Source organism: Aestuariibacter sp. A3R04, from assembly GCF_018860805.1.
Classification (GTDB): domain Bacteria; phylum Pseudomonadota; class Gammaproteobacteria; order Enterobacterales; family Alteromonadaceae; genus Alteromonas.
The window spans coordinates 36,991-61,292 of the sequence record NZ_JAHKQR010000003.1; the positions used below are offsets into that span (position 1 = coordinate 36,991).

The 24,302-nt window shown below is 45.9% G+C and carries 21 protein-coding genes; 10 read left to right on the plus strand and 11 right to left on the minus strand.

Annotated features, from left to right (window positions below; genetic code table 11):
* Positions 1-13: 13 nt before the first annotated feature.
* Together KO518_RS05090 and KO518_RS05095 are read left to right on the plus strand one after the other, a co-directional pair.
* On the plus strand, positions 14-1,741 hold the full coding sequence (locus KO518_RS05090) for a solute:sodium symporter family transporter (protein WP_216024766.1): 1,728 nt from the start codon (positions 14-16) through the stop codon (positions 1,739-1,741).
* 303 nt (positions 1,742-2,044) lie between these two features.
* Positions 2,045-4,465 carry a TonB-dependent receptor gene (locus KO518_RS05095; protein WP_216024767.1) on the plus strand — a complete coding sequence of 807 codons (2,421 nt, stop codon included), beginning with the start codon at positions 2,045-2,047 and terminating at the stop codon, positions 4,463-4,465.
* Positions 4,466-4,541: 76 nt separating this feature from the next.
* On the opposite strand, the gene KO518_RS05100 is transcribed toward KO518_RS05095, so the two are convergent.
* The 7 genes from KO518_RS05100 to KO518_RS05130 form a co-directional block, all read right to left on the minus strand.
* Positions 4,542-5,132, minus strand: a complete 591-nt coding sequence (locus tag KO518_RS05100; RefSeq protein WP_216024768.1) for a porin family protein — start codon at positions 5,130-5,132, stop codon at positions 4,542-4,544.
* Between the two features lie 295 nt (positions 5,133-5,427).
* Positions 5,428-6,315, minus strand: coding sequence for a heme o synthase (gene cyoE / locus KO518_RS05105; protein ID WP_216025446.1), 888 nt, complete (start codon positions 6,313-6,315; stop codon positions 5,428-5,430).
* Positions 6,316-6,372: 57 nt separating this feature from the next.
* Entirely contained in the window at positions 6,373-6,711 is a 339-nt protein-coding gene (cyoD, locus tag KO518_RS05110) for a cytochrome o ubiquinol oxidase subunit IV (protein ID WP_216024769.1), read from the minus strand.
* Positions 6,711-7,307, minus strand: a complete 597-nt coding sequence (gene cyoC, locus KO518_RS05115; protein ID WP_216024770.1) for a cytochrome o ubiquinol oxidase subunit III — start codon at positions 7,305-7,307, stop codon at positions 6,711-6,713. The genes cyoD and cyoC overlap by 1 nt, the downstream gene beginning before the upstream one ends.
* Positions 7,304-9,289: a cytochrome o ubiquinol oxidase subunit I gene (cyoB, locus tag KO518_RS05120; RefSeq protein ID WP_216024771.1), complete on the minus strand. Its 1,986-nt coding sequence runs from the start codon at positions 9,287-9,289 to the stop codon at positions 7,304-7,306. The genes cyoC and cyoB overlap by 4 nt, the downstream gene beginning before the upstream one ends.
* 2 nt (positions 9,290-9,291) lie before the next feature.
* Complete coding sequence (gene cyoA / locus KO518_RS05125; protein ID WP_216024772.1) at positions 9,292-10,230, minus strand: ubiquinol oxidase subunit II; 939 nt, start codon at positions 10,228-10,230, stop codon at positions 9,292-9,294.
* Between the two features lie 181 nt (positions 10,231-10,411).
* A complete protein-coding gene (locus KO518_RS05130; RefSeq protein ID WP_216024773.1) occupies positions 10,412-10,816 on the minus strand; it encodes a hypothetical protein in 405 nt (134 codons plus the stop codon).
* A gap of 646 nt (positions 10,817-11,462) precedes the next feature.
* Between KO518_RS05130 and asd the strand changes: the two genes are divergently transcribed.
* Positions 11,463-12,584, plus strand: a complete 1,122-nt coding sequence (gene asd, locus KO518_RS05135) for an aspartate-semialdehyde dehydrogenase (RefSeq protein WP_216024774.1) — start codon at positions 11,463-11,465, stop codon at positions 12,582-12,584.
* Between the two features lie 88 nt (positions 12,585-12,672).
* Here asd and KO518_RS05140 read toward each other — a convergent pair whose 3' ends face one another.
* Complete coding sequence (locus tag KO518_RS05140; protein WP_216024775.1) at positions 12,673-13,857, minus strand: DUF547 domain-containing protein; 1,185 nt, start codon at positions 13,855-13,857, stop codon at positions 12,673-12,675.
* 310 nt (positions 13,858-14,167) lie between these two features.
* Between KO518_RS05140 and KO518_RS05145 the strand changes: the two genes are divergently transcribed.
* On the plus strand, positions 14,168-14,560 hold the full coding sequence (locus tag KO518_RS05145) for a helix-turn-helix domain-containing protein (RefSeq protein WP_216024776.1): 393 nt from the start codon (positions 14,168-14,170) through the stop codon (positions 14,558-14,560).
* Between the two features lie 218 nt (positions 14,561-14,778).
* Positions 14,779-15,825 carry a PLP-dependent cysteine synthase family protein gene (locus KO518_RS05150; protein ID WP_216024777.1) on the plus strand — a complete coding sequence of 349 codons (1,047 nt, stop codon included), beginning with the start codon at positions 14,779-14,781 and terminating at the stop codon, positions 15,823-15,825.
* Here KO518_RS05150 and KO518_RS05155 read toward each other — a convergent pair.
* Positions 15,822-16,448, minus strand: a complete 627-nt coding sequence (locus KO518_RS05155) for a dimethylsulfonioproprionate lyase family protein (RefSeq protein ID WP_216024778.1) — start codon at positions 16,446-16,448, stop codon at positions 15,822-15,824. The two genes, KO518_RS05150 and KO518_RS05155, sit on opposite strands and share 4 nt — an antisense overlap.
* A 3-nt stretch (positions 16,449-16,451) precedes the next feature.
* Positions 16,452-17,891: a hypothetical protein gene (locus KO518_RS05160; RefSeq protein ID WP_216024779.1), complete on the minus strand. Its 1,440-nt coding sequence runs from the start codon at positions 17,889-17,891 to the stop codon at positions 16,452-16,454.
* Positions 17,892-17,953: 62 nt separating this feature from the next.
* On the opposite strand from KO518_RS05160, the gene KO518_RS20180 reads away from it, so the two are divergent.
* The 4 genes from KO518_RS20180 (at position 17,954) to KO518_RS05180 (ending at position 21,611) form a co-directional block, all read left to right on the plus strand.
* Positions 17,954-19,141, plus strand: a complete 1,188-nt coding sequence (locus tag KO518_RS20180; RefSeq protein ID WP_216024780.1) for a dimethylsulfonioproprionate lyase family protein — start codon at positions 17,954-17,956, stop codon at positions 19,139-19,141.
* 177 nt (positions 19,142-19,318) lie between these two features.
* Complete coding sequence (locus KO518_RS05170; RefSeq protein WP_216024781.1) at positions 19,319-19,801, plus strand: acyloxyacyl hydrolase; 483 nt, start codon at positions 19,319-19,321, stop codon at positions 19,799-19,801.
* Between the two features lie 248 nt (positions 19,802-20,049).
* Entirely contained in the window at positions 20,050-21,186 is a 1,137-nt protein-coding gene (locus KO518_RS05175; RefSeq protein WP_216024782.1) for a hypothetical protein, read from the plus strand.
* Positions 21,186-21,611 (plus strand): hypothetical protein, encoded by a 426-nt coding sequence (locus tag KO518_RS05180; RefSeq protein WP_216024783.1) that lies wholly within the window; start codon positions 21,186-21,188, stop codon positions 21,609-21,611. The genes KO518_RS05175 and KO518_RS05180 overlap by 1 nt, the downstream gene beginning before the upstream one ends.
* Before the next feature lie 15 nt (positions 21,612-21,626).
* Here the strand turns inward: KO518_RS05180 and KO518_RS05185 are convergent, their stop codons facing one another.
* Positions 21,627-23,690: a bifunctional diguanylate cyclase/phosphodiesterase gene (locus tag KO518_RS05185; protein ID WP_252735956.1), complete on the minus strand. Its 2,064-nt coding sequence runs from the start codon at positions 23,688-23,690 to the stop codon at positions 21,627-21,629.
* Between the two features lie 369 nt (positions 23,691-24,059).
* Between KO518_RS05185 and KO518_RS05190 the strand changes: the two genes are divergently transcribed.
* Positions 24,060-24,269, plus strand: a complete 210-nt coding sequence (locus KO518_RS05190; protein WP_216024784.1) for a cold-shock protein — start codon at positions 24,060-24,062, stop codon at positions 24,267-24,269.
* The last annotated feature ends 33 nt before the right edge of the window (positions 24,270-24,302 follow it).

Sequence of the window (24,302 nt, forward strand, 5' to 3'; positions counted from 1 at the left end):
AGGAGCGAAGTAAATGGATATCACACTGACCCTTTTAACCTGCATGATGTTTATGACTCTGGTTGCAGTTATTTCTTATATGAAAACGAAAGGGGAAGTGAACACCCAGGATGGTTACTTTCTTGCTGGTCGTGGACTTACTGGTACCTTCATTGCGGGCTCAATGATTCTGACCAATTTGTCCGCTGAACAGCTAATTGGCCTGAATGGTTCGGCATTTGGATATAACCTCAGCGCCATGGCCTGGGAAGTTACTGCGGGTATTTCCACAATTATCATGGCGCTAATTTTCTTGCCCCGTTACTTGGCTGGCGCCTTTTCTACCTTACCCGAGTTTCTTCGGGATCGCTTTGACGATAGTGTCAGGCGTATGACAGTGGTGTTGTTCATGGTGGGGTATTCACTGGTCACTATACCTTCCGTGCTTTACTCTGGCTCCATTGCAGTATTGCGGTTGTTCGATGTGCCTGGCCTGTTCAATATCAGTTATGAAGCGGCGTTGGTATTTACTATTGTTGTGGTAGGTACTGTCGGCGCTTTATATGCCATTTTCGGTGGCCTTAAAGCTGTGGCGGTATCAGACACCATTAATGGTATTGGACTGCTTATTGTGGGATTACTCGTTCCGGTACTGGGGCTTATTGCCTTGGGCGATGGCAGCTTTAGTGTTGGTTTATCCACCATTGCCACCACGGAAACTGAAAAGTTAAATGCCATAGGTGGCGCCGATGACCCCGTGCCTTTCGGTACTATTTTTACCGGTATGATACTTGCGAACCTGTTTTACTGGGGCACCAATCAATACGTTATTCAACGCACGTTAGGCGCCAAAAACCTGGTCGAAGGACAAAAGGGGGTACTGTTTTCCGGTTACTTCAAAGTACTTGTGCCGTTTATGATGATGCTTCCTGGTGTTATTGCTTACCACCTTTATCAGGATGAGCACCTGCAGACCATTGATCTCGCATACCCGCATTTGGTAAAAGATGTACTGCCACAATATTTGTCAGGTTTCTTTCTGGCGGTATTGCTTGGCGCAGTATTTAGCTCTTTTAACTCACTGTTGAACAGTGCGGCCACGCTTTTTTGTTTGGATGTGTACAAGCCGCTGAAGAAAAGTCCAGTGAGTGATGACCAGCTTATTCGAGTGGCAAAAATTACCAGCCTGATCATTGCTGTGCTTTCATTTATAACCGCACCGCTATTGATGTTTGCGCCGGAGGGACTGTGGCAAATCATTCGAATATTTACCGGGTTTTACAATATTCCGGTGATAACTATCGTGTTAGTAGGACTATTTACCAAACGCGTTCCTGCGCTGGCGGCTAAAGTTGCTATTTTATTCCATATTGTCGCGTATGCGTTATTAAAATTTGTCTGGGATGTGGATATCAATTTCATACATATCTACGCTATTTTGTTTGCCATTGAATTGACCATTATGCTGGTGATCGGGCGGTTATATCCCATGGCCACGCCTTGGCATTTTACTCCGAAAGCCGCTGTCAATATGACGCCTTGGCGCTATGCCATCCCCAGTGCCATTGTTTTGGTGGGTCTTATTACCACGCTCTATATTGTGTTTTCACCGGTGGGTTTTGTGGGCGGCTTAAGCGATGCTTTTGCACCTGCGCTAATTGCTGTATGGGTGTCGTGTTTCTTTGCCATTGGCCTGAGTATGAAGTGGTGGAACAAACGCTATTCTCAGCGGCTTAAACGGCTGGTCAATGTGCCTTCCTGAATATTAACGGGCAAAAAGATATTGCACTGGAACGCTAGTCAAAAGAGATCCTCGAAATAAATCAAAAAAGTTAACATAGTGTTTGCAAAATATTAAACTTTTGTTTAAATTGGTTACTCTTATATAAGACATCAGATGGAAGATTGCTTCTTATATAAGACTACTTATGCTGTAGATGTCGCGTAGTGCATTAGTCTACGTCAACAATAAAAACCGAATGCGCAAGCGCTGGTGCTCAGTCCCTAACAAGTCATTGTGAACACCGGTAAAAAGTGCGAAAAGCGAAACACCCTGGAGAACAACATGAATACAACTAGGTCATTGGTCAGTCGAGCGGTAACTCTTGCTATGACGTCCGGATTATTTGTTAGCACGCTAAGTTTTGCACAGGACAATGAACAAAGCGGTGACGCCGTTGATGACAAGTCCTTCGAACAAATTGTGGTTACTTCACAGAAGCGAGTGCAGAGTATCAGTGATGTTCCTGTTGCTGTTTCTGTACTCAGAGGTGATCAAATAGACGCAGCCTTTGCCAATAGTGTTGAGAATCTCCAGGCCCTCGTGCCGTCAGTCAGTTTTCGAAAAGGTACCACGACCCGTAACTCTGCACTTACGGTACGTGGTATCGGCACCATCTCCTTTAGTATTGCTGCAGAACCAAGTGTAGCTACCGTTGTTGATGGCGTTGTATTAGGGCGTTCAGGGCAAGCATTTGCTGATTTGTATGACGTGGACAGAATTGAAGTTCTACGGGGCCCACAGGGCACTTTGTTTGGTAAAAATGCCTCGGCTGGGGTTGTAAATATCACCACCAAAACCCCTTCCGACGAATTGACGGGCAGTTTGTCCACTGAATTCTATCAAGACAATGAATATCGCCTGAAAGGCACTGTAAGCGGTGGACTGACTGATGAAATATCTGCAAGCCTGACGGTATTCCAGGGTAAGTTTGACGGTTACATCGACAATGTATTTAACAATGAGAAAGTCAATGGTTATGACCGCCAGGGCGCGCGGGCGGTGGTTTTCTATGAGCCGTCAGATGACCTTTCCGTCAAGTTTATCAGTGAATTCTATAGCGCAGACGATGATTGCTGTGCTGATTTAGAAGGGTTGCCAAGTGGCCGGAACCCAGATTCTAAAGCCGCGCCTAATAGTAATGGCATTGTCGACGGTGTGGCAGATATTGATCTTGAACAACGCCGAATTGACCATGACTTTGAATCTCGAACTGTTGACGACCACGCGGCGTTTTCTGTGCAGGTAGACAAGACGGTGGGTGACTATACGTATACGTCTATCACTGCCCAGCGTTCGTGGGAAAACACGGAGTACCGGGAAGGAGATTTTACCTCGACGGCCGGAGACAGTAATGAGCCTGTGTTTGGCGCACAGTTTCTTCTGCATGACGTAGGGCCTCAGGAGTGGAGTCAATTTTCACAGGAATTTCGCGTAGCCTCAAACCTCGATGGCCCGTTTAATTTCCTCGCTGGCTTGTTTTACTGGAATATGGACTCCGAGCGCAGCTTTACCCGTGATGCCAGCTGTCAAAATAACGCGGGTCAGTTAGATGAGGCAATGGCATTTTACGCACAGAACAATCTGTCAGGTGAAGCGCTGACTACCGCGATGTCTGATTTAGGAGCGTATGCAGCTTCTCTGGGCGTAACTTGCAACGCAAACGACATTGTTTCTGCAACGGCGTATATGAGCACAGAATTCAATAACTGGGCGCTGTACGGTGATGGTACGTATGATCTCAGTGATGACTTAAGGCTGATATTTGGGTTGCGCTATACCGACGATGAAGTGTCGTATACCCATCGACGTGTGAGCAATGACGAATATGGTCGCCGGGGTGTGGGTGTGCGTCCAGCGACCGAGAATACTGATACGCAGGGTAGTGTGGATGAAACTAATCTGTCAGGACGTCTTGGAATTCAATACGATATCGCTCAGGGACAAATGATTTACGGTACGTATTCCCAAGGCTACAAAGGCCCGGGATTCAATGTCTACTATAACTTCAATCCAGACAATGATGGTCGCCCGATTGGCGCAGAAGAGTCAGATTCAATTGAAGTGGGATATAAATATGCCAGCCGTGATTTACTGTTAAACGTAGCGTTATTTGCTACGGATATCGAAGGCTTCCAGGCAAACAACTTTGATTGTTCTGACGGTGCCTGTATTACGCGGCTGACAAATGCAGGTGATGTATCGACGCAAGGTGTTGAAGTAGACTTTATGTGGCATGCCACTGATAACCTTACTCTCATAGGTGGTGCTGCTTACACGAAAGCGGAAATAGATAAGTTTAACTGCCCGGTAGAAGTGGATCCCGATGCTTGTACTGATCGCTCTGGACTAGACGTTCCTTTCTCACCAGACTTGAAATACTCACTATCAGCTGAGTACTTTATGGAAACATCTCACGGTTTTGACCTGGTTTACAATGCTTCATATGTGTATACCGACGAGCAGTATTCGGATTTGCCAGGTAATACCGGTAGCTTTAACCCAGCGTCACTACTGCCTGATTACTCGATGGTAAACGCCAGTGTGGGTATGTCGTTTAACGAAGATGCGCTGCGCGTATCCCTGATTGCGAAGAACCTACTGGATGAAAGCTATGCCACTACCTATAGTGGGGACAACTTCCGCTATCAAATTCCAAGGGATGCTGATCGCTACTTCGGCATTGCGCTAAAAGCACAATTCTAATAAAAAAGTAGTAGTGTGTGTTCGTGGGGCGTATATACGCCCCATTTTTTGTTCGAAGTGAATAGTGAAAAGGCTGTTAGAACCGGTATTCGATACCAATACTGGCTTGCTTTAGGTCTGTATCGAAGTTGGTGTCGTCGACATCGTCAGCCAGCGTATCAGCGTCTAAATCTGCATCGTACACTGTGTACTCTGCATTGATTAGAAAGTGCTTGGTCACGTTGTAAGACAAACCAGCACCAATGAATAAGCTTTCGTCATCGTAGCTGCCGGTCGCGCCTGCGACATCGTAGTCAGTATCCCACCAAAGCTGACCTGCTTTAGCATACACGGCAAAGCGATTAGTGAGCGGCAAAGTACCTTTGATAGCAGCTGTCCAGCCATCGGTGTCTGCGTTTGACAACGCATTGCCGTAATCTCCGAAATCTATAATTGAACCCTCAAAGGCCAGGTAGCGGTTAAAGCGATAGCCTATTAGTCCTTGAAATACGTCTTTGTCATCGTCAAAGTCGCCGGCACCATCAATCTTGAGGTAGCCATAATTTCCTCCCACGTATACACCCGGATCATCCTGCCAAGGCGTATCGAGTGACTGTGCCTGTGTGTTGAAAGAAGAAAAGGCCGTTATTGCTGAAACACTGGCGATAAAGGATAGTGATTTAGTCATGGATATACTCCTTAACATTGTTACATGTCGGTGGGCTTAATTGTTTAGTTTCTCTAGAGAACAGATGAAGTCAGTTTGCACACCGTCTGTGTTTACTTCATTAGGAGCATTTCAATTAGCGTACCAAAATGGTTGTATGAAAGCTGGTCGATCTGAGAGCTATACAGACGGTATTTGAGTGAATCTTGTACTGTTTGTAGGGGGCAGTGCAAAAGTGTCAGGGGGATGTGTAGGGATTACAAATGTCACTGAATAGAGTTGCGAAAAACAAACAGCTCCGAAGAGCTGTTTTTAATCATAGTGCAATGGCAAAGAGCGAGGTGGCTGTATCGTGATAATCTACGGCCATGGCGATGGACAGCACTGTAATATTCAGAATAGAAAATCCGAATACCTGGCGGGCCCAGCCATTAACGTCTATATCACTGCGATAACCCCTGAGTGCCATTAACAACCACCAGAAGCTGGTGGTGCAAGCAACGGCCATAAATCCAAGACCTGTATAGCCACTAATTGGCAACAACAGGGTCACCAATGCAAACACTGCGATGTACAGCACAATGTGGTGCTTGGCTTTGCCGATACCTTCTGCCACCGGAAGTACCGGGATATTCGCTGCTTCGTAATCTTTGAAGCGGAAAATGGCGATGGCATAAGAATGCGGCATTTGCCATAAACTAAACATCACCAGCAAAATGGCAGCAGCGGTATCAAACTGCGCACTTACTGCACAATAGCCAACCACTGGCGGTACGGCACCTGACAGACTGCCCACTAAGGTCCCATACACCGAGTTGCGTTTCATGTAGAGGCTGTAGAGCCCGACATACACAACGTAACCCAAGGCAGCAAAAAATACTGCGGTGGGATTCGTGTAAGCAACGAGCAACGAAAAACCGGCCACACCCAACACAATACCGTGCCAGAAAGCGGCTTTTGCGGACATCTCACCCGTCACTGTAACCCGTGTACGAGTGCGTTGCATCTTGGCATCAATATCCCGGTCAATGCAGTTATTGATCGCACATCCTGATGCAACAACCAGTGATAATCCCAGCAGTGTTGCTGTCATCAGAAGTATGTCAATTTCACCCCGCGAGGCCAGCAGAAAACCGCCGGCTACGGAAATGAGATTACCCATGATGATACCGGGTTTTGTCACTGTTAAATATCGACGAAATATGGGTTTCATTTGCCCGTTTACCTCATTCAACCATTCTGAGATGTACCAGCCAGAAGGCTAGTACATCATCATCGCGTTTGACTCGTAAATGATCCAGACGGACAAGCCAACTACCATAAAGATAATCAGTGCACTGAACAGGAACGAGATTGTGTTTGCTTTACCTTCTTCTGTGACGAAATTCAGGTGCAGGAAGTACTTCAAATGTACCCAAATCTGTACCAGACCCAGAGTCACGACACTCCAGATGGTGGTAGTTTTGCTGAAATCACCTTCCATGACCATCCAAAAGGGGATCACGGTGAGAATGACAGACAAGACAAAACCAATGACATAAGACTTCACATCACCATGGTCTTCTGCGTGGCTAACAGCATTTGTATCGTGCTGACTCATTACAGTGCTCCCATCAGATAAACAACGGTAAATACGCAAATCCAGACAATGTCCAGAAAGTGCCAGAACAAGCTTAAGCAGCTCAGGCGCGTAACGGTTTTATCAGGCAGTCCGCGGCGCATCACCTCGATGATCATAATCGTCATCCAGACAAGACCAGAGGACACGTGCAAGCCGTGCAAACCGACCAACGAGAAGAATGCTGTTAAAAACGCACTTTCCTGTGGGCCATTGCCATGGACGATCAAGTGATGAAATTCGTAAATTTCCATGCCGATAAAGACCGCACCGAAAACCCAGGTTACGGCAAGCCACAGTAATGTGCCGCCTTTGTTTTGCTTGTGGGCTGCAATCATAGCAAACCCAAAGGTAATACTGCTTAACAGCAATGCTGCTGTCTCTACGGCCACGAAGTCCAGTTCGAAAATGTCCTTACCAGATACTCCGCCAGCGGTATTCATAAATAATACCGCGTATGTTGCGAAGAACGAGGCAAATAACAGGCAATCGGTCATCAAGTACAGCCAGAAACCGAATACGTTATTGTTTTCGTGATGCTCGTGATCGTGGTGCATATCAGCTGCTACTGTGCTCATGCGCTCACTCCTTTCGCATTGGCAGATAAGTGCTCTGCTTCAATTTTTTCTACTTCATCAGGTTGTACGTAGTAATCAACGTCGCTGGTGTAACAGCGCTTGATAAATACTGCGATACCGCCGATGAAACCCACCGCTGCCAGCCACCAGATGTGCCAGATAAGTGCGAAACACATAGCGGTGAAACACATGCTCATCAGGAACCCAGCAGAGGTGTTTCTCGGCATGTGAATAGGGGCGTACTTTTGTGGTTGCTGATACGCTTCACCACGTTCTTTCATATCCGTCCAGGCATCGATGTCTTTGATGTGAGGGATGTGTGCAAAGTTGTAGAACTGAGGCGGAGAGGCAGTAGACCATTCCAGCGTGTGGCCGTTCCACGGATCACCTGTTGTATCTTTCAGTTTTTCTCTGTTCTTGAAACTGATGAACAATTGCAACAGTTGGAAGAAAATACCAGCGGCAATGATGAAGGCACCTACGGCAGCTATGTACAACCAGATATTCCAATCCGGATTATCCGTGTGGTTTAAGCGACGTGTCATTCCCAGGAAACCAAGCACATACAGCGGCATGAATGCCACCATAAATCCGATTTGCCAGCACCAGAACGCGGCTTTACCGGTTTTTTCGTCCAGTTTGAAGCCCATTGCTTTAGGGAACCAGAACGCAAAACCTGCCAGGTAACCAAATACCGCACCACCGATAATGGTGTTGTGGAAGTGGGCAATTAGGAACAAGCTGTTATGCAATACATAGTCGGCACCGGGAATAGCAAGCAGCACACCCGTCATTCCACCAATGGTAAAGGTAACCATAAAGCCAAGCGTCCATAGTACGGGTACGCTGATAGTCAGACGACCGCGATACATAGTGAACAACCAGTTAAACAGTTTTACACCGGTAGGGACGGCAATAACCATAGTCATGATGCCGAAGAAGGCGTTAACATTTGCGCTTGACCCCATTGTAAAGAAGTGGTGCAACCAAACGATAAAGCCCAAAATAGCAATGGCGCCAGAGGCATATACCATAGACTTGTAGCCAAACAAGCGCTTAGCGGTAAAGGTTGAAATAATCTCTGAAAATATACCAAAAGCAGGTAATACCAGGATATAAACCTCAGGGTGACCCCAAGCCCAGAACAGGTTGATGTACATCATCGAGTTTCCACCGGCATCATTGGTGAAAAAGTGGAAGTCGAGGTAGCGGTCAAGGGTTAACATGGCCAGTACCGCAGTCAAAATAGGGAATGACGCGGCAATCAGAATGTTCGCCCAGGTGCAGGTCCAGGTGAAAATTGGCATTTGCATTAATTTCATGCCAGGTGCACGCATTTTAAATACCGTTACCAAGAAGTTAACGGCCGTCAATAGCGTACCGAGCCCGGATATCTGCAACGCCCATATGTAGTAGTCAACACCAACCCCCGGACTGTATTCCAGTCCGGCCAACGGTGGATAGGCTACCCAACCTGTTTTAGCGAACTCACCCAATCCCAATGATATATTAATGAGGATTGCGCCGCCGGCGGTTAACCAGAAGCTTAGGTTGTTCAAAAACGGGAACGCCACATCACGGGCACCAATCTGCAGAGGCAGAATGATGTTCATCAGACCCACCATGAAAGGCATTGCCATAAAGATAATCATGATCACGCCGTGGGCAGTGAATATTTGGTCGTAATGTTCCGGCGGCAGGTAACCTTCAGCGCCATTAGTGGCTACAGCGAGCTGTGTCCGCATCATGATGGCGTCGGCGAAGCCGCGCAATAACATAATCATGGCCAGCAAGATGTACATAATACCCAAGCGTTTGTGGTCAACAGAGGTAATCCAGTCGCGCCACAGAGGTCCCCATTGTTTGTACTTGGTGAGCATAAATGCAATCACAACACCAAGTACTGCCACTACACACAAGGTAACGATAATAATTGGATCGTGTGGAATGGCTTCCAGTGATAATTTACCGAGAAAAGACATAATTACTCTTCAACTCCCATATGATGGCCGTTGTGCCCGCTGTGTTTGGGTTTTTCACCCTGAACAGCGTTAGCCGGTTTGCCATAGAAATCCATGGAGCCATGATCTTTCATATACTTCATAACGATTTCGTGGAATAGACCGTCGGAAACGGTGCTAAAGTAGGTAACAGGATGATATTCCGTCGGTTCAGCCAAGGTTTTATAGCTTTCTGAGGTCAACGCGCCGCCTTCCTGTTTCACTTTTTGTACCCAAGCTTCAAATTCGTCTTCAGTAGATGTCGCAATGGCATCAAACTTCATACCGGTGAAACCTGCGCCACTGTAATTAGACGAAATACCTTTGTACGTGCCCGGCTCTTCAGCAATAAGGTGAAGCTTGGTTTCCATGCCTGCCATTGAATAAATCTGACTTCCCAGTTGAGGGATGAAGAATGAATTCATTGTGCCTTCAGATGTGATCTTAAAAGCAATGGGCTTATCGGTTGGAAACACCAATTCGTTCACCGTGGCAATACCCTGTTCCGGATAGATAAATAGCCATTTCCAGTTCAGCGAAACCACTTCAACCGTCATGTGCTCACCTTTACCTTCTAGTGGGGCGTATGGGTCCAGTGAGTGCGTTGAACGCCAGGTAATTATGCCCAGGGCGATAATGATGAGAATGGGAATAGTCCACACTGTGGCTTCAATCTTGGTCGAGTGAGCCCATTTGGGTGTATAGACTTCAAAATCGCGGCTGGCGCGATACTTCCAGGCGAAAAACAAGGTAAGTACTATCACTGGCACAACGACGATGAGCATCAGAACCGTACATAAAATGATAAGGTTCTTTTCCTCAATGCCGACTTGCCCTTTGGGATCAAGTACGCCACCGCTACAACCGGCCAAAAACAGCACGATTGCTGCAAAAGCAATTTTAGAAAGGTTACGAATAGACAAAAGCATTTTCCTATAACCCAGGTTTATCGTTATTGTCGCTTAGCGCGACATGCGTAAAATCGATAGAATATATCGACGATTTTTCAAACAAATGAACGCGGAAAGACAGCTTGTCGCCGAATTAAGCGCCCTTGGTTACAAATGTGTCTTGGAGCCATGTGTAACCAGCGGTTGTCATCTGCTAGAAAGGGGGAGCCCGGCTACCGAATTGGTGAACAAACGGCTGGCGGTACGTGTCATTTAAGACAAAAATCGGTGTGGCAACTTTGCTTACGCGTGATCGTGCGAAAGCGCGGGGGTAAAGTCTTAGCCCTATTAAGCACAGTAGCAAGGTGGTTGACAGGAAAAATACTGACAAGGATACGTGTGCAATTGCCAGAAAATGTGGCTCGACAACGAGATTGTCGTGAAGTGCACTTACGAATTCAGAAGAGTCAGCCATGATACCGCTGATAATAGTGGTTACGTTGAAGAGCAATACGAGAGTAGCGATCCACAACAGCATGCCGACAGCTTTGGTGCTGTCTAACACCACTCGGTCAAAGACTACCGAGTTGAAGCCAGGCTGGTGCGGAACGGTTTGCATGATTAACGCTCTTAATTTACTGAAATTGACTATGCCAGGTACAAATTCTCCGGGCAGAGAGTAGAGAAACTAAGTGGGGTAAACAAGAGTGAGAATGGGAGCGGGGTGCTCATTGATCTCTCAATTGAAAATGAATTGTAAATAGAGGGGGAGGCAAGCGAATAGCCGTGAGTAATTGATCTGTATCAATTTTTCATAAGCTGTACAAAAAGAAATCAGGTTTTCGATTTGGCGTTGTTTTTTTAGACAAATTGAGAAAGTAAGCGTCATACCAGCCAACAAAAAACAGTAAAAAATGTATGGTCATTAACATTTTTTACACAAGCGTTAAGCTGTATTATTTTTAAGTTATATTGCTGAAACTCCGAAGAGAGGCCATATAGAACTGTTTGTTATTTACTCAGTAGTAAAGGTTGACTCATTGCTGACTACGCTTAGGCCTAGCCATTTCCGCTCTGCCAGTGAATTCATTCGGCCTTTTATTTGTGACTAACCGTGAATTGCAACTGGCAAAGCAATCTTATTCTTTATAGACTGCGGGCTTTACAACACGTTTTCTGATGAAAGTGACAATGAGATAAAGAACCCGCTCAGAGGTTTTGTCACGAGGCAGACATCGGAAAGGATACGAAATAAGGGTTTACAAATGTCTCAGCAAAAAGTTGGTTTGGTGGGCTGGCGCGGTATGGTCGGTTCGGTATTAATGCAAAGAATGCAGGAAGAAAGCGACTTTGCTTCTATTGAGCCAACCTTTTTTACAACCTCTCAAAAAGGTCTAGCTGCGCCTGACTTTGCCGGTAAATCGAGTGGTGTTCTCGAAGATGCACATGATATCAATGCGTTGGCAATGCAGGACATCATCATCACATGTCAGGGTGGTGACTACACGAAGGCCGTTTATCCTGCTCTTCGTGAGTCAGGCTGGAACGGCTACTGGATCGATGCAGCATCGGCCCTTCGAATGAGTGACGATGCGGTTATTATTCTCGACCCGGTAAACCGAAAGGAAATTGACAAAGGGTTGGATAATGGCCTGAAAACTTTTGTTGGCGGAAATTGCACCGTTTCTTTGATGTTATTAGCCCTTGGCGGATTATTCGAGCAGGATTTGGTGGAGTGGGCGTCGCCTATGACCTATCAGGCCGCGTCTGGTTCCGGCGCTAAACACATGAGAGAATTGCTCAGTCAAATGGGTGCCGTACATAGCAGTGTTAAGTCTTTAGTAGACGACCCGTCTTCGGCCATTCTTGATATTGATCGCCAAGTTGCAGATTTCATTCGTTCTGATGATAATCCTACGGCGCAATTTGGCGTGCCTTTAGCGGGTAGCCTCATTCCTTACATCGACAGTCAGTTACCTTCTGGGCAAAGTCGTGAAGAGTGGAAAGCACAGGCAGAAGCCAATAAAATATTGGGTACCCAAGCTGCGCCGGTTCCTATCGACGGGCTTTGTGTGCGAGTAGGCGCAATGCGTTGCCACAGTCAGGCCATTACCCTTAAATTGAAGCGCGATTTACCCCTTGATGAGATTCACCGGATCATTGGTGAACACAACGATTGGGTAAAGGTTATTTCTGATGATAGAGAACTGACCATGAAGGAGTTAACACCGGCAAAGGTAACTGGCACATTATCGATCCCCGTGGGCCGTATTCGCAAACTCAATATGGGGCCTGAATATATTTCCGCGTTTACCGTTGGCGACCAACTATTATGGGGGGCTGCAGAGCCACTGCGTCGCATGTTGCGAATTTTGTTGGAAAAATAAGTAAGTCGTTGCCGGCATCGGCAGGTTGCACCAATAAAAAAAGCGGCATCACAACAGCCGCTTTTTTATTGGTAAAAGTAATATTTTATTAATTTTTGATGTCTTTTTTCACATCTTCCTTATCAAGGTCCTTAATTTCCACTTTACCCTGATTAATTTTTTGCATTTCCCGTAGCCGTTGTAGTACTTCAATTTGTGCGGCCGGGAAGCGGGTGTTCAAGCGAGCCATGTCAACAACGTTTTCTCCAAGTGGGTTTTCAATTGCGACACTACTAACACCGCCGCTTCCACCACCGATGCGTTGTTTTGCTTGTACTGCATCGAGCAATGCGGCGTTGTTGATCATACCCGACGCTCCAAAATCTCTGGCTCCCCCCGTCAGGCTGGCAATTTGCCAGTCAGCGGTATCGAAGTCCAGCGTTTTCGCATTCATGATTTCGGTATAAAAATCATCTTCCAGAAAATCCAGTAGATGCTCTTTCAGTTTTTCTTTACTGTTATCAAAAAAAGGCAGGTTTCGCTCGTAAAACACCGAGATCTTACCGTCATAGTAGGTGCCACGGTTAGAGTTAACGAACTCAGTCGCATTCTCTTCAAGCTGACGCCAAACGTTGCTACCTTGGAACGCCTTATTCTGAATACTTGGACCGCCTATGTTGCCTTGGAACAGGCCGTAAATAACCAGTGCGTTATCGTGGTATTTCTCTTTCAAGATCGTAAACTGAATATCGTCAAGGCTTAAAGAAACGCCACCTACGTTGAGTACTTTTTTCGCTAATATCGAATCTTCATCACCGTAGTCCAGTAATTTCTTAACGCTGCTTGTAGGCTTTTCTTTTGCTAACTCATCTAGCAGTGTGAAGTTGTAAAGGTTGAGCCAGTAGGCAAGTTGCTCATTTCGGTTGAGCAAACTCAGTGGTACCTGACTTGGAAGTGTCTCCAGGCTGTCTTGCAGTGTAGTGAGAATTTTTGTGACCTCTTCGTCATCCAGGGCATCAAAATTAAAACGATTTCCCTCAAGAGCGGTAAGTCTGTTAACTCTTGATTTCATTCGCGTCCCGGTATTTTGCGGGCGGGGGGCTTTTTTTCTGCTGGATCGGCCTACATCGAGTACCAATGATTGTAAAAATGCATCGAGGTCGTCATAGCTAACTTCAAATTTTGAGTCAGGATCGTCACCGCGGAATGGCTCTGGAATTTTTTTCTCATCTGCAAAAGCGTTGAATGACCCTGCTAGCAGGAGGGTTGAAAGAAAGAGTGCGCTTATTTTCATGTTAAATCCTTTTCTGTCGTCTTCTCGTCACAATACTTAATATGCATTGTTATAGGCTTAATTATCAACAACATCAACTGCCTTGTAAATTTTTGTACAAAGCATATAGACCAACAAATATTGACACTTGGTCTCAGGGCCCTGCCATACTTGTGTTTGGACTGTGAATAGAAAAATTGTTAATTTTCGTAACCAGGGATAGAGACATCGACAAGGCCGTGCGTGTCTCTACAGTTTCATTGCTTTCGCAGTACGGTGAATTGGTATTGCCAGGGTTTTCTTGTATGGTTGCCGCTAACGCAGCATTGACATGAATGAGCGCTGTACCAGCAAAGGAGATTTTAGTTTGCAAAATGGTCACGAAGGGCAGCAGTCCCGAAAAAGAAATTCACGTGAAACTTGCCTCGAGCCCTGTGCAATTGAAAGAGGTATGCGCGTCATCGGCGGTAAGTGGACGGGGTCTATTATTTATCATCTCAAAGACGAGCCCGTGCGATTTAATGATTTGGTGCGTATGCTGGGAGGGGCAAGTAAGAAAATGATAGATCAGCGTCTAAAAGAGTTAGAAAGTCGCAATATGGTCGTTCGCAAGGTACTTAATGACAGGCCCGTTGCGGTGAGTTATGAATTGACGGATTTTGGCAGGAGTGCGCTGAAAGTTCTTGATGCTGTTCGTCAGTGGTCTGAAGCCAACGATATTTAATGTCACTGCCTTTTATGTTGCGTTTTACAATATGCCCTTTTAAGGACTTTGTGCATGTGCACTTAAGCAGGGTTTGGGTTGGTAAAAAATTCTAACTATTATTATTTTTTCGGGTTTTTTTGCTCTTTTTTTTCGATAAGTAATGTTACTTCGCATTATGGTGCTCGTTGATGCAGTATAAACTTGCACTATCAACTGGGTGAGGAGTGAGTAGCGTTATGTCATCGTGGGTATCTCAAGCTATTGGAAAAATTAATGCAGACTACCAGCGGTCTGCAGATACACATTTGATCAAACTGGATAAAATCAACATTCCAGGTGTAGATATATATCTAAAAGACGAAAGTACTCACCCAACGGGTAGCCTTAAACATCGGCTGGCCCGCTCACTATTTTTGTACGCATTGTGCAATGGCAAAATACGGGAAAACACCACTATTGTTGAGGCTTCATCCGGCAGTACTGCAGTATCTGAGGCGTATTTCGCAAGAATGATTGGCGTGCCATTTGTCGCTGTCATGCCTGCTGCCACCGCGCAAAGTAAGATTGCTTTGATTGAACAGTTTGGAGGGCATTGTCATTTTGTTGATTGCCCAACGCAGATGCACGACGAAGCTGTACGTGTGGCAAAAGCCAGAAATGGTTATTTTATGGATCAATTTATGTACGCTGAGCGTGCCACCGATTGGCGGGGAAGCAATAATATTGCTGAAAGCATGTTTGGCCAAATGTCGGCGGAGCCTCACGCAGAGCCCCATACCGTAGTGATGAGCGCTGGTACTGGTGGTACATCCGCTACCATAGGTCGCTATATTCGCTACAAGGGGCTTGCTACCCGATTATTGGTCGTCGACCCACAGCACTCTGTTTTCTTCGAGAGTTTTCAAACTCGGGACAATAGTGTACAGAACACGCGCGGTAGTCGAATTGAAGGTATTGGCCGGCCCAAGGTGGAAGCTTCATTCCAGCCTGATGTGATTGATTGCATGATGCAAGTAGATGATGGTGCGTCTATTGCCACTATGCTTTGGCTGTCAGAAATGTTAGGCGTAAAAGCTGGCGCGTCAACAGGCACAAATATGTGGGGGGTACTGCAAGTTGCACGAAGTATGCAGCAGCGGGGAGAGTCAGGTTCTATTGTTACCCTGATGTGTGATAGTGGTGACCGCTATCAGGACACATACTACAACCCCGCGTGGGTTGAAAAAGAGTTTGGTTCAACAACGCAATATCGCAATTGGCTGGACGACATACCTTTGAACTAACACATTTTCGCTGGCACATTGACGTCACCAGCCCACAACCAAGGCGCCAAAATAGGTGCTTTTTCACAGTGCATAGCGTGGGCGATTTGACTGGGGTGAATAATGATATCGCCCAGTTTTTTTTCATCGAGTGGTGCTTTGTTGATTCCCCACATACTGCCCGGAGTGAGGTTCAAATAAATTTCAATGGCCGGATGGTGGTGCCAGTCATAGAAGAAATCAGGGGCAATGAGTGTGATCCCCGTTGAAAAGTAACTACAGGGAATAATCCCGCCATCTCCCACTAACGTTGCATAGGCAAAATATTGCTTAAATGCACTGCCCACGTCTTTCTCGTCGTAGCCCGGTGTCCACGGACAGCAAGGTAGCACCGCTTGGGTTGCCTGGCAGAGTGAAAGTAAGTGGTCGTTGTCGTGTGGTTCAGCAAGTGCTGATTCAAGGGCTTGATCCAACCACCGGGTGACAGGCGCTTGGGTTGGCTGTACGGTGGAGCGCTCCAGCGATTTATCTGCTAAAAACCGCTGTGCTGCCTGTATGGTGGCTTTTATGTCATTATTAGCGGGCTGAAAGCCCAAATACGACACAAAGGTGTTAACGTAGTTATCTATGGTTTGATTTCGCATATACTACTCTTTTCGCAAAATAGCCGCCCGATGAAGAATAAAATTTACTCCCCAATAGCCCAGAGTGAGAATACCTAACGCTGAAAGTGCGTAGCCCAGATAGGAAAAACGCGAGGGTGGGGGGAGTAAATTCTGAACGTCGTAAAACAGAATGAGGTCAATAATAACACTTATAATTGTAAAGCCGGTAAACGCTGCCAGTATGCGATTAGTTCGCTTGTTGGAAAGCTCGCGCATTTTATCTCTCAATGTCAGTAGCGACTGCTCAGAATCGCTCTGAATTTGGATCAGTGAACGAATGAGATCTTCAGATTTATACGCATCCCATATGGCGGCGTAACGAATAGAATCCTCACCCTCTACGATTACTTTTTCCGGCTGACTTTCAAATTTTATCATGGAGATAATAGACTGATAATTCTCAATGTTGCGTATTTCTTCATGGATAGCTGCCATTGATTTGTAATCGGCAATGCGACTGGATGCCGCAATCACATAATAGCCTTCCGAAGAGCAGAACAACGCTGACCAGTACAAATGTACCAAGGACCACAGAAACTTGGTGCGTTTAATGTTCTCTTTTTCCGCCGCGCATAACTCACTAAAGGTCATGCCTCGCTTAATGTTTTTGCGGTAGCGGATACAGGATGACTCACTTCGGTTGACCAAGGCCACTGCACCTTCAAACCCTTCGTGACTGATAGGAATTTTTTCGGAACCGGTGAAGCCCATGTTATCGTTTGCGTCGTTGAGAAAGGTGTACGCAGTTTCATGCAATTGCTGGGCGTGAACGGTGAGTTGGGGACACACGCCTCCGGAATTGACAAACAACAGGTTTCTGCTTACCGGGCCACACATAAAAGCAACCCGTTTTGGAACCACACCTTCATCGTATTCAGGCCGAAGTTGATTGACGACGCCGTTGAGATAATCTTCGGAAAATGTCACATATTTTTTGTCGATAGCAGTGAGTTCGAGTTCTGCATTAGGCAACCCTTGGTTAAACTCTTTCACAAATTTTAGCTTTAATGCTTCTGCTTTAGTGGCAACGTCCTCCAGCGATTCGGTATTAGCTAGCGGTAGGTTTACCGACACCTCCACATTTCCCAGCCCGTAGTCGAATATTGTCAGTCGAGCGAAGACGGCATCAGATAAATCTTCACCAAAAATGGAAGAGATGGCCTGCATAAATTGGCTATTAAAAGAAAACTCACGCCACAATTGTCCGTATTTGCGCAACATCAGCGTACGCGGTGCGAGAAACTTTTCGAGCTTCCATACACCACAGTCTCCGTCTTCATTGAGTTCTTCCTGGAGCAGTTCTAGAAGGGTAGGGCGTTCCTGAGGGGACATACCTACAGAGGCTGAAGAAAACCAAACTGGTGCAACGAGAAACAATTGCACATTGTTGTCAATGAGATATTCCTGTTCTGGGGTTTGCACTGCTATTCCTTCAAATTGGTTATGTTATAGTTTTGTCAGTGTGAAACAAGCTGGAAAATATCGTGAAAATCCAATTTATTAGCTATGCGGCGGGGGTGCAACTGTGGATGCTCTCGTCGATGGCCGCAGCCGCCACGTTTGTTTGCAGCGACGATATTGATGCGTCAGCTAAACACTCGGAAGCAGCAAACATACTATGGAGTCAAACACTAACATACCTTCAAGGTGTGAGGGAAATTCTAACTGAGAACAACGGCTGCAATGACGGGCCGCTGGCGGTGGTTGAAACTAACGATGGAGGTGGAAACGTCGCCCGGCAGTGTGTGACCAAATATCAGGATGTTCAAAAAGCCATTAAACACCTCGATAGTGTATTAAAAGAACCCGATGCAGCGAGAAAGTGCTTTGATACGCAGAAGCACTACGATGCCTTTCCTCTTTATTCTGCCAACGATGATATTAAGGCCAAATCTACTGTCGCAGCCTGGCTTGACCGACCTACTTTAGTCGCGTTTTATCAGCAAAAATCAGGGGAATTGAAAGACGCAGGTCTGTCTCTGGCAAACGACTTTTGGGCCATTTTGCAGCAAAGCAAAATGCCTTATTATCTGAAGACGGATATCTCCGTCCGGCAACTTCCTGATCTTTGGGCTGCTGTGGGCTGGTTACCTTTTTACGCCGATAGTGAAAAAGCGCATAACGTGCGTTTTCGCGGAGGGTATGCCTATGCCGAAGTAATGGGGCCTTGGGGGCTATTGCGCATAAAAACCATTGATGGTGAACCTGTAGGGGCTGAAATTGGCATGACCGTTCAGCTTAGCGATACGTTTTACCCCTATCACTATCATCATCCACAAGAGTTTTACATGCCTCTGACTTCAGCGTCCTGTGGTGATGAGCACCTGTTCTTCGTAGCTCAAGAAGACAGCGCATTGTTTGAGCGTCACTCCCGGCAGGATGGTTTTTACATCGATGCAGACCCCTCGGCAGATCTTCCTGCTTGGTTTATTCCTCAATCACCCAATGGCAATAATTTTACCTATTTTGAACGCAATGCGATTCACGCCTTTAACGTTGGCAAAGGGTGTAGCAATCAGCCCTCCGGCCTTGTTTCTGTGTGGGGAAGAACCACGGCAAGAGACAACGAACAAAGTACCCGACTCTGTGAAGTCGTTGAAAAACGCAGTGTAGCCCGTAACGCAGAACCTCATTCCCGTTACATCTGCAACCCCACTAAATGGGAGTATTAGCGTCGCTCGAACGACCTGTGTTTAAAGAGTGAAAATGGCGGGCGACATTTTTGATATAAGAAAGATGTAATTTTTATTAGGTTACTTTTACTGTGTAGGTTGATTTTTGTTACCTAGTTCCTATTTGTGTGTTACTTGGCCGGCAGGTCGCACTAACACTCAAACTGGAAAACACAGATGAAATACACGTTAATTGTTGTAGTTACGTTTTTGTTCTTAACCCTTGCTCCAACTGCTTATAGCCGACCCATGGCGGAATTAAAAACCGGCGCGGCTATATGGAGCCTGATGGATGATGCAGATCGAAGCGCGATCCACATCGCCTATACGCTGCGGCCACTTGATGAGCATTACGGTGTTAGGCCCACTATACTGATGATCTGGGCAGACGAAGGTCAGCGCTATTTTGCCGCCGGGTTAGCCAAAGATTTGTATGAAAATTGGCCCTGGTCAGTGCGTTTCAGCTTTCACGCAGGTCTGATGGATTCTGCGGAGGAACTGGGTGATACCATGGAGTTTTATTCGGCATTGTCTGGCCGGTATCACCTCGATAGTGATTGGGCCATAGAAGCGGAGGTAGGACATATCTCCAATGGCGGATTGGGCGATACGAACCCAGGTTCAGAGTCTTTCGTGGTAAGTGTAATAAAGAGCTTTTGAGTGCTTTTTGGCGATATCCGCTGTGTCGCAGTAGCTCGCTTCCCTTGCCATAATTCGTATCCTTCGCACCAGGGCGACAATACCACGCCCTGGTTATCCATACCTAAGTTTGCTGGCAAAATCCCTTTAGATTGCTACTCTTTCATCATATTAACTATATTCTATATGTATTGGTATTCGTGACAACAATGGTGAAAGTTTTTAAATTTGGGGCAGTATTTATTTGCCTTAGTATTGCTACAGATACCATGGCACAAGAATCAGACCGGTTTGCACTGTCTGGTTTCGCTCGGGTTATTGGTGGCGTACTGGATACCAGTGACGCATCCTTTGAAGGGTATGACAACAGTATTCGCTTCTCAGAGAAGTCGCTCTTCGCTCTACAGGGAGACTATCGACTTACTGATACGTGGTCAGCGTCTGCACAGCTGTTACTGCACAGTGATAGCAATAGGGATTCAGGTATTGAATGGGCGTACCTCACCTATAAGCCTACAGACAACCTGAAACTGCTCGTGGGCAAACTCAGAACGCCCTACCTCAAATACTCAGATGTCATCGATGTCGGGTTTGCCTATCCATGGCTTTCTGCACCGCAGCAGCTGTACGGCAGCTATTTGTTCTTTTCTAACTTCGAAGGCGCTATAGCACGGTATCAGTTGAGTATTGATGAAGTCTACATCGATGTGGAAGGGTATTACGGTGGATTTAACACAGATTTCGAGAACAGCGGCGAAACGTTTAATCTATCTGTCGATGCGCTTTATGGCGGTGTGGTTGAAGTAAATTATGGCGGTTGGCAACTCAGGGCTGCGACTCTGAGCACAGAAGAAGTGGATGCAGACGTGGAGGGCATCCATCAGCTTGTTGCGGGTCTGAATCAGGCTGGTTTTAGTGATATTGCTGATTTTTTTGCGTTAGACGGCTCCGCAGACACTTTTATCATGGGCGTATCATACGATAGCCTCGACTGGTTTTTTTCAGCAGAACGCATGAAAGTAACCTCTGATATTGCTGTATTAGCGGGAATTGATAATTACTACGCAACGATTGGCACCTACCACAATGATTTTCAGTTTTTGGTAACCTTTGCTCATTCCAAGCAAACGTTAAACCTGTTGGAAAATGCCATTCCGATTGGTATCAATCCGCAGTTAGATGCACTTTCATTTGGTGTTGACGAGCTATACCGCAGTTTGCCTTCCGATGATCTCGACTCAGTTACATTTACTACCCGGTGGAATTATTCTACGGATATAGCATTCAAGGCAGAAGTGACACTTCTCGATGGTAAAAGTGGGAAAAGCTCTTATTTTGAAATCGAAAATAGTGCGTTCAATCGCAAAGCGACATTATATCAGGTTGGGATGGAGTGGGTATTTTAATGAAAGCACTCTTTTTTTTCCTTGTTATCAGTTTCGTGCTATGGCCAGTATCAAAAGCGCTGGCGGCTAAGCAAATCATTGTTGTTACAAATATGGAAAAGCCACCGCCGATGAAAAAACACGAAATTCGAAATCTGTTTATGGGGGGCGCAAGCAATGTGTTTGAGCCTGTTGTATTGAAACCCGGTGAGGAAGCCCGGCACGTGTTTAACACGTTAGTTGTGGGGCTTACTGAAGCGAGAATTCAGTCGTACTGGGCACAAATGCGATTCAGTGGAAGACATAGAGCTCCTGTTGAAGTGGAGTCGACTGAGCAAATGCTGCAGTATTTGCTTGAACATAAAGGCGCCGTAGGCTATTTGCCGGCAGATGTGACTATTCCTGAGCAACTTACGGTTCTCTTTAGCTCTAGACAGCAAGGGTAAACAGCGCAAAGTCTTTTACTGCAACGCGGGGTAAGTTTTTTCTTTGTTCAGGGGTTCAGGTTTACCAAAATAAAAACCTTGTAACAGATGGCAGCCATGCTTCTTTAAAAATGCTGCCTGCTGCTCGGTTTCCACACCTTCCGCACAAACTTCAAGCTTCAAGTGCACAGCCATATTTATGATGGTATCAGTGATGAGTTCCGAACGTTCTGAAATGCCTATTTGACTGACGAACTGACGGTCAATTTTTAGCGTATCTATATTGAATTCAGTTAGATAACTGAGAGATGAATAGCCAGTGCCGAAGTCGTCCAAGGCAATCTTACAGTCCAATGACCTGGCTTTTTCGAAAAAGATATTCCCCGATTGAAAACTTTTTAAATACGCCGATTCGGTAATTTCAAATTCGATGAACTGCGCAAGATCGCCGAGTTGAGCGACCCGTTGAAGCGTAAAATCGGTAACCGAATCATCGGAGAGATCAGAGGCTGATAGATTTAACGAAACCACAACGTGTCCGCCGTACTGTTTTTGAATTCGGGGTAAATCGGTACAAACCTGGTTTACTACCCATTTTGTGATCTGTGCGATTTTATCGCTCTGTTCTGCGATAGGTATAAATTCTCCGGGTGATACGAGGCCCAAATAAGGGTTGTACCAACGCAGGAGTGCTTCGAAACCCTGAATGGCAGAATTGTGATTAACTTTAGGCTGGTAAACGAGATAAAATTCGTCGTTGTCAATAGCACTGGTAATACTAGAAGCTATGTGGATGATGCGCTTATTGTCGTTCTGCATCATCCGGGTAAACAATGTAAACTGTCCCCGGCCGTTGCGTTTAGCGTGATACATAGCGATGTCAGCATTGCTCATCAGTATACTTAATTGATAGTCACAGTCTTTTGCCATGGCAACGCCCACGCTGACCCCGGTATCCAGTTTCCATTGTTCTATGTTTTGGGGTTCGCCTAAAATATCTACTAGTCGCTGGCAAATATTTTCTAACTCTGCCTGGTTTGGGGCCTCACTAAGAATGACGACAAATTCGTCGCCGCCCAAGCGACCAACGATGTCACCTTCACGAAGCGTTTTACTGATGAGATCGGCGATACGACAAAGTAGTTTGTCGCCAACATCGTGGCCAAAGGAATCATTCACTACTTTAAAACCATCCAGATCGAGAAATAATACAATTACGTCGCTTTCATTGCGTTTTGCTCTGGCCAACTCAATAGACAAGGTTTTCATTAAGAACTGGCGGTTGGGTAAGCCGGTGAGTGGGTCAAAATTGGCTAACTGTTCCATTTGTTCCTGTTGTTTGGTCAAAAGCTGGTTTTTCTGGCGGTTCAATTCCGTTTGTTTATTAATGTCGAACATCATTCTGTTAAACCCCTGAGTCAGGGCCTGAATTTCTGTTTTGCCCTTAATTTCTACGGTAACAGCATAATTCTGTGTTTCTTCTATTTGGCGCATTTGTGTAATGAGGTTAAACAAGGGGCGAAGTGACCGCCGCTGTAATTCCAGCGCGATAAACACAGCCAAGATAAGCAGAGCAACAACAAAAGGAAGTACGGCAACGAAAAAATTGCGTTTGCCTGCAGAAAGCGACTCCGCGATGCGGTATGAAATAACCAGCTTACCCTGGCTGAAGGCCGGGTCACCGATTTGTTGGACTACCTGGATATGGCCATTTTTTACCTTTAAACCAAAGGGAAGTGTACTGAGGACCTCGTCGAGCATTGTGTCGTGATGAACGATGTCTGAATCATCCGAAAGCATAGCGTTGCCCGCGTAGGAGCTCACCAGATCCGCCTGAATATTATAAACTCGGGCAAATTCCACATTGTCATACTCTTCCAGGCGCAAGAGTATACTGAGCATGGCGAAATTACCCGGTGGTTCATTCATAAATGGGAGTAGATCGTTCGCCAGATTTGTCGAAAGTGACTGAAGTTCTTTGGCCACAAAGTTCTCGTAGAGATCTTCATAGACGCTAAGCGATACCCACATGATCAGAGCACTGATGAGCGTGATAGACACAAGTGTTATGGCGGCGATTTCGGAACGAAGACTTTTCAACAAATAACCTCAGGCGCTGCAACTTTTGTTTTCTATGAATGAGACTTACCCTTCGCCAGGGAGGCGTTGCCATTTCGCAGATAAAAAACAGACGCCCTAACGCATAAGATAATTGTAATCTATTCTTTGCTTTTTTGGGGATTATTCTTTGGTGTGTATAAAAAACAAGCTGGCTATTATGCTTGTGGACTGTTATTATGCTTGCGCCTCTCGAAGGTTCTATTAAAGTTTGTGTATTGCTAATTTCGATAAGTTCTTTGTAAGTCTTTTTGCTTCACTTCCAAATCGCTACTGAAAAGCCTGTTCCAAAGCTGATAGCCCTTCTGTGCACATCGGGATTTTTCCCTGTATTATTTTTAGGAGTTAGCTATGTCTACAGTAACAGGTACCGTAAAGTGGTTCGACGAAAGTAAAGGTTTCGGTTTTATCTCTCAAACAGAGGGTGGCAACGACGTATTCGTTCATTTCCGCGCTATTAAATCCGAAGGTTTCCGGACATTGGCTGAAGGTCAGCACGTTCAGTTCACGATCGAACAGGGTAACAAAGGTCCTCAGGCTGCTGACGTGGTAGTACTTTAAGGCAAAGTCACGTTATTCACGGGTATCCCTCTG

Excerpts from the sequence above, each read along its gene's own strand:
- KO518_RS05140 (WP_216024775.1), bottom strand. The coding sequence starts at position 13,857 with ATGAAAATAAGCGCACTCTTTCTTTCAACCCTCCTGCTAGCAGGGTCA.
- KO518_RS05100 (WP_216024768.1), bottom strand. The coding sequence starts at position 5,132 with ATGACTAAATCACTATCCTTTATCGCCAGTGTTTCAGCAATAACGGCC.
- KO518_RS05150 (WP_216024777.1), top strand. The coding sequence starts at position 14,779 with ATGTCATCGTGGGTATCTCAAGCTATTGGAAAAATTAATGCAGACTAC.
- KO518_RS05090 (WP_216024766.1), top strand. The coding sequence starts at position 14 with ATGGATATCACACTGACCCTTTTAACCTGCATGATGTTTATGACTCTG.
- KO518_RS05145 (WP_216024776.1), top strand. The coding sequence starts at position 14,168 with ATGAATGAGCGCTGTACCAGCAAAGGAGATTTTAGTTTGCAAAATGGT.
- cyoD (WP_216024769.1), bottom strand. The coding sequence starts at position 6,711 with ATGAGTCAGCACGATACAAATGCTGTTAGCCACGCAGAAGACCATGGT.
- KO518_RS05095 (WP_216024767.1), top strand. The coding sequence starts at position 2,045 with ATGAATACAACTAGGTCATTGGTCAGTCGAGCGGTAACTCTTGCTATG.
- cyoC (WP_216024770.1), bottom strand. The coding sequence starts at position 7,307 with ATGAGCACAGTAGCAGCTGATATGCACCACGATCACGAGCATCACGAA.
- KO518_RS05190 (WP_216024784.1), top strand. The coding sequence starts at position 24,060 with ATGTCTACAGTAACAGGTACCGTAAAGTGGTTCGACGAAAGTAAAGGT.
- KO518_RS05155 (WP_216024778.1), bottom strand. The coding sequence starts at position 16,448 with ATGCGAAATCAAACCATAGATAACTACGTTAACACCTTTGTGTCGTAT.
- KO518_RS05130 (WP_216024773.1), bottom strand. The coding sequence starts at position 10,816 with ATGCAAACCGTTCCGCACCAGCCTGGCTTCAACTCGGTAGTCTTTGAC.
- asd (WP_216024774.1), top strand. The coding sequence starts at position 11,463 with ATGTCTCAGCAAAAAGTTGGTTTGGTGGGCTGGCGCGGTATGGTCGGT.
- KO518_RS05175 (WP_216024782.1), top strand. The coding sequence starts at position 20,050 with ATGGCACAAGAATCAGACCGGTTTGCACTGTCTGGTTTCGCTCGGGTT.
- KO518_RS05170 (WP_216024781.1), top strand. The coding sequence starts at position 19,319 with ATGAAATACACGTTAATTGTTGTAGTTACGTTTTTGTTCTTAACCCTT.
- cyoB (WP_216024771.1), bottom strand. The coding sequence starts at position 9,289 with ATGTCTTTTCTCGGTAAATTATCACTGGAAGCCATTCCACACGATCCA.
- KO518_RS05180 (WP_216024783.1), top strand. The coding sequence starts at position 21,186 with ATGAAAGCACTCTTTTTTTTCCTTGTTATCAGTTTCGTGCTATGGCCA.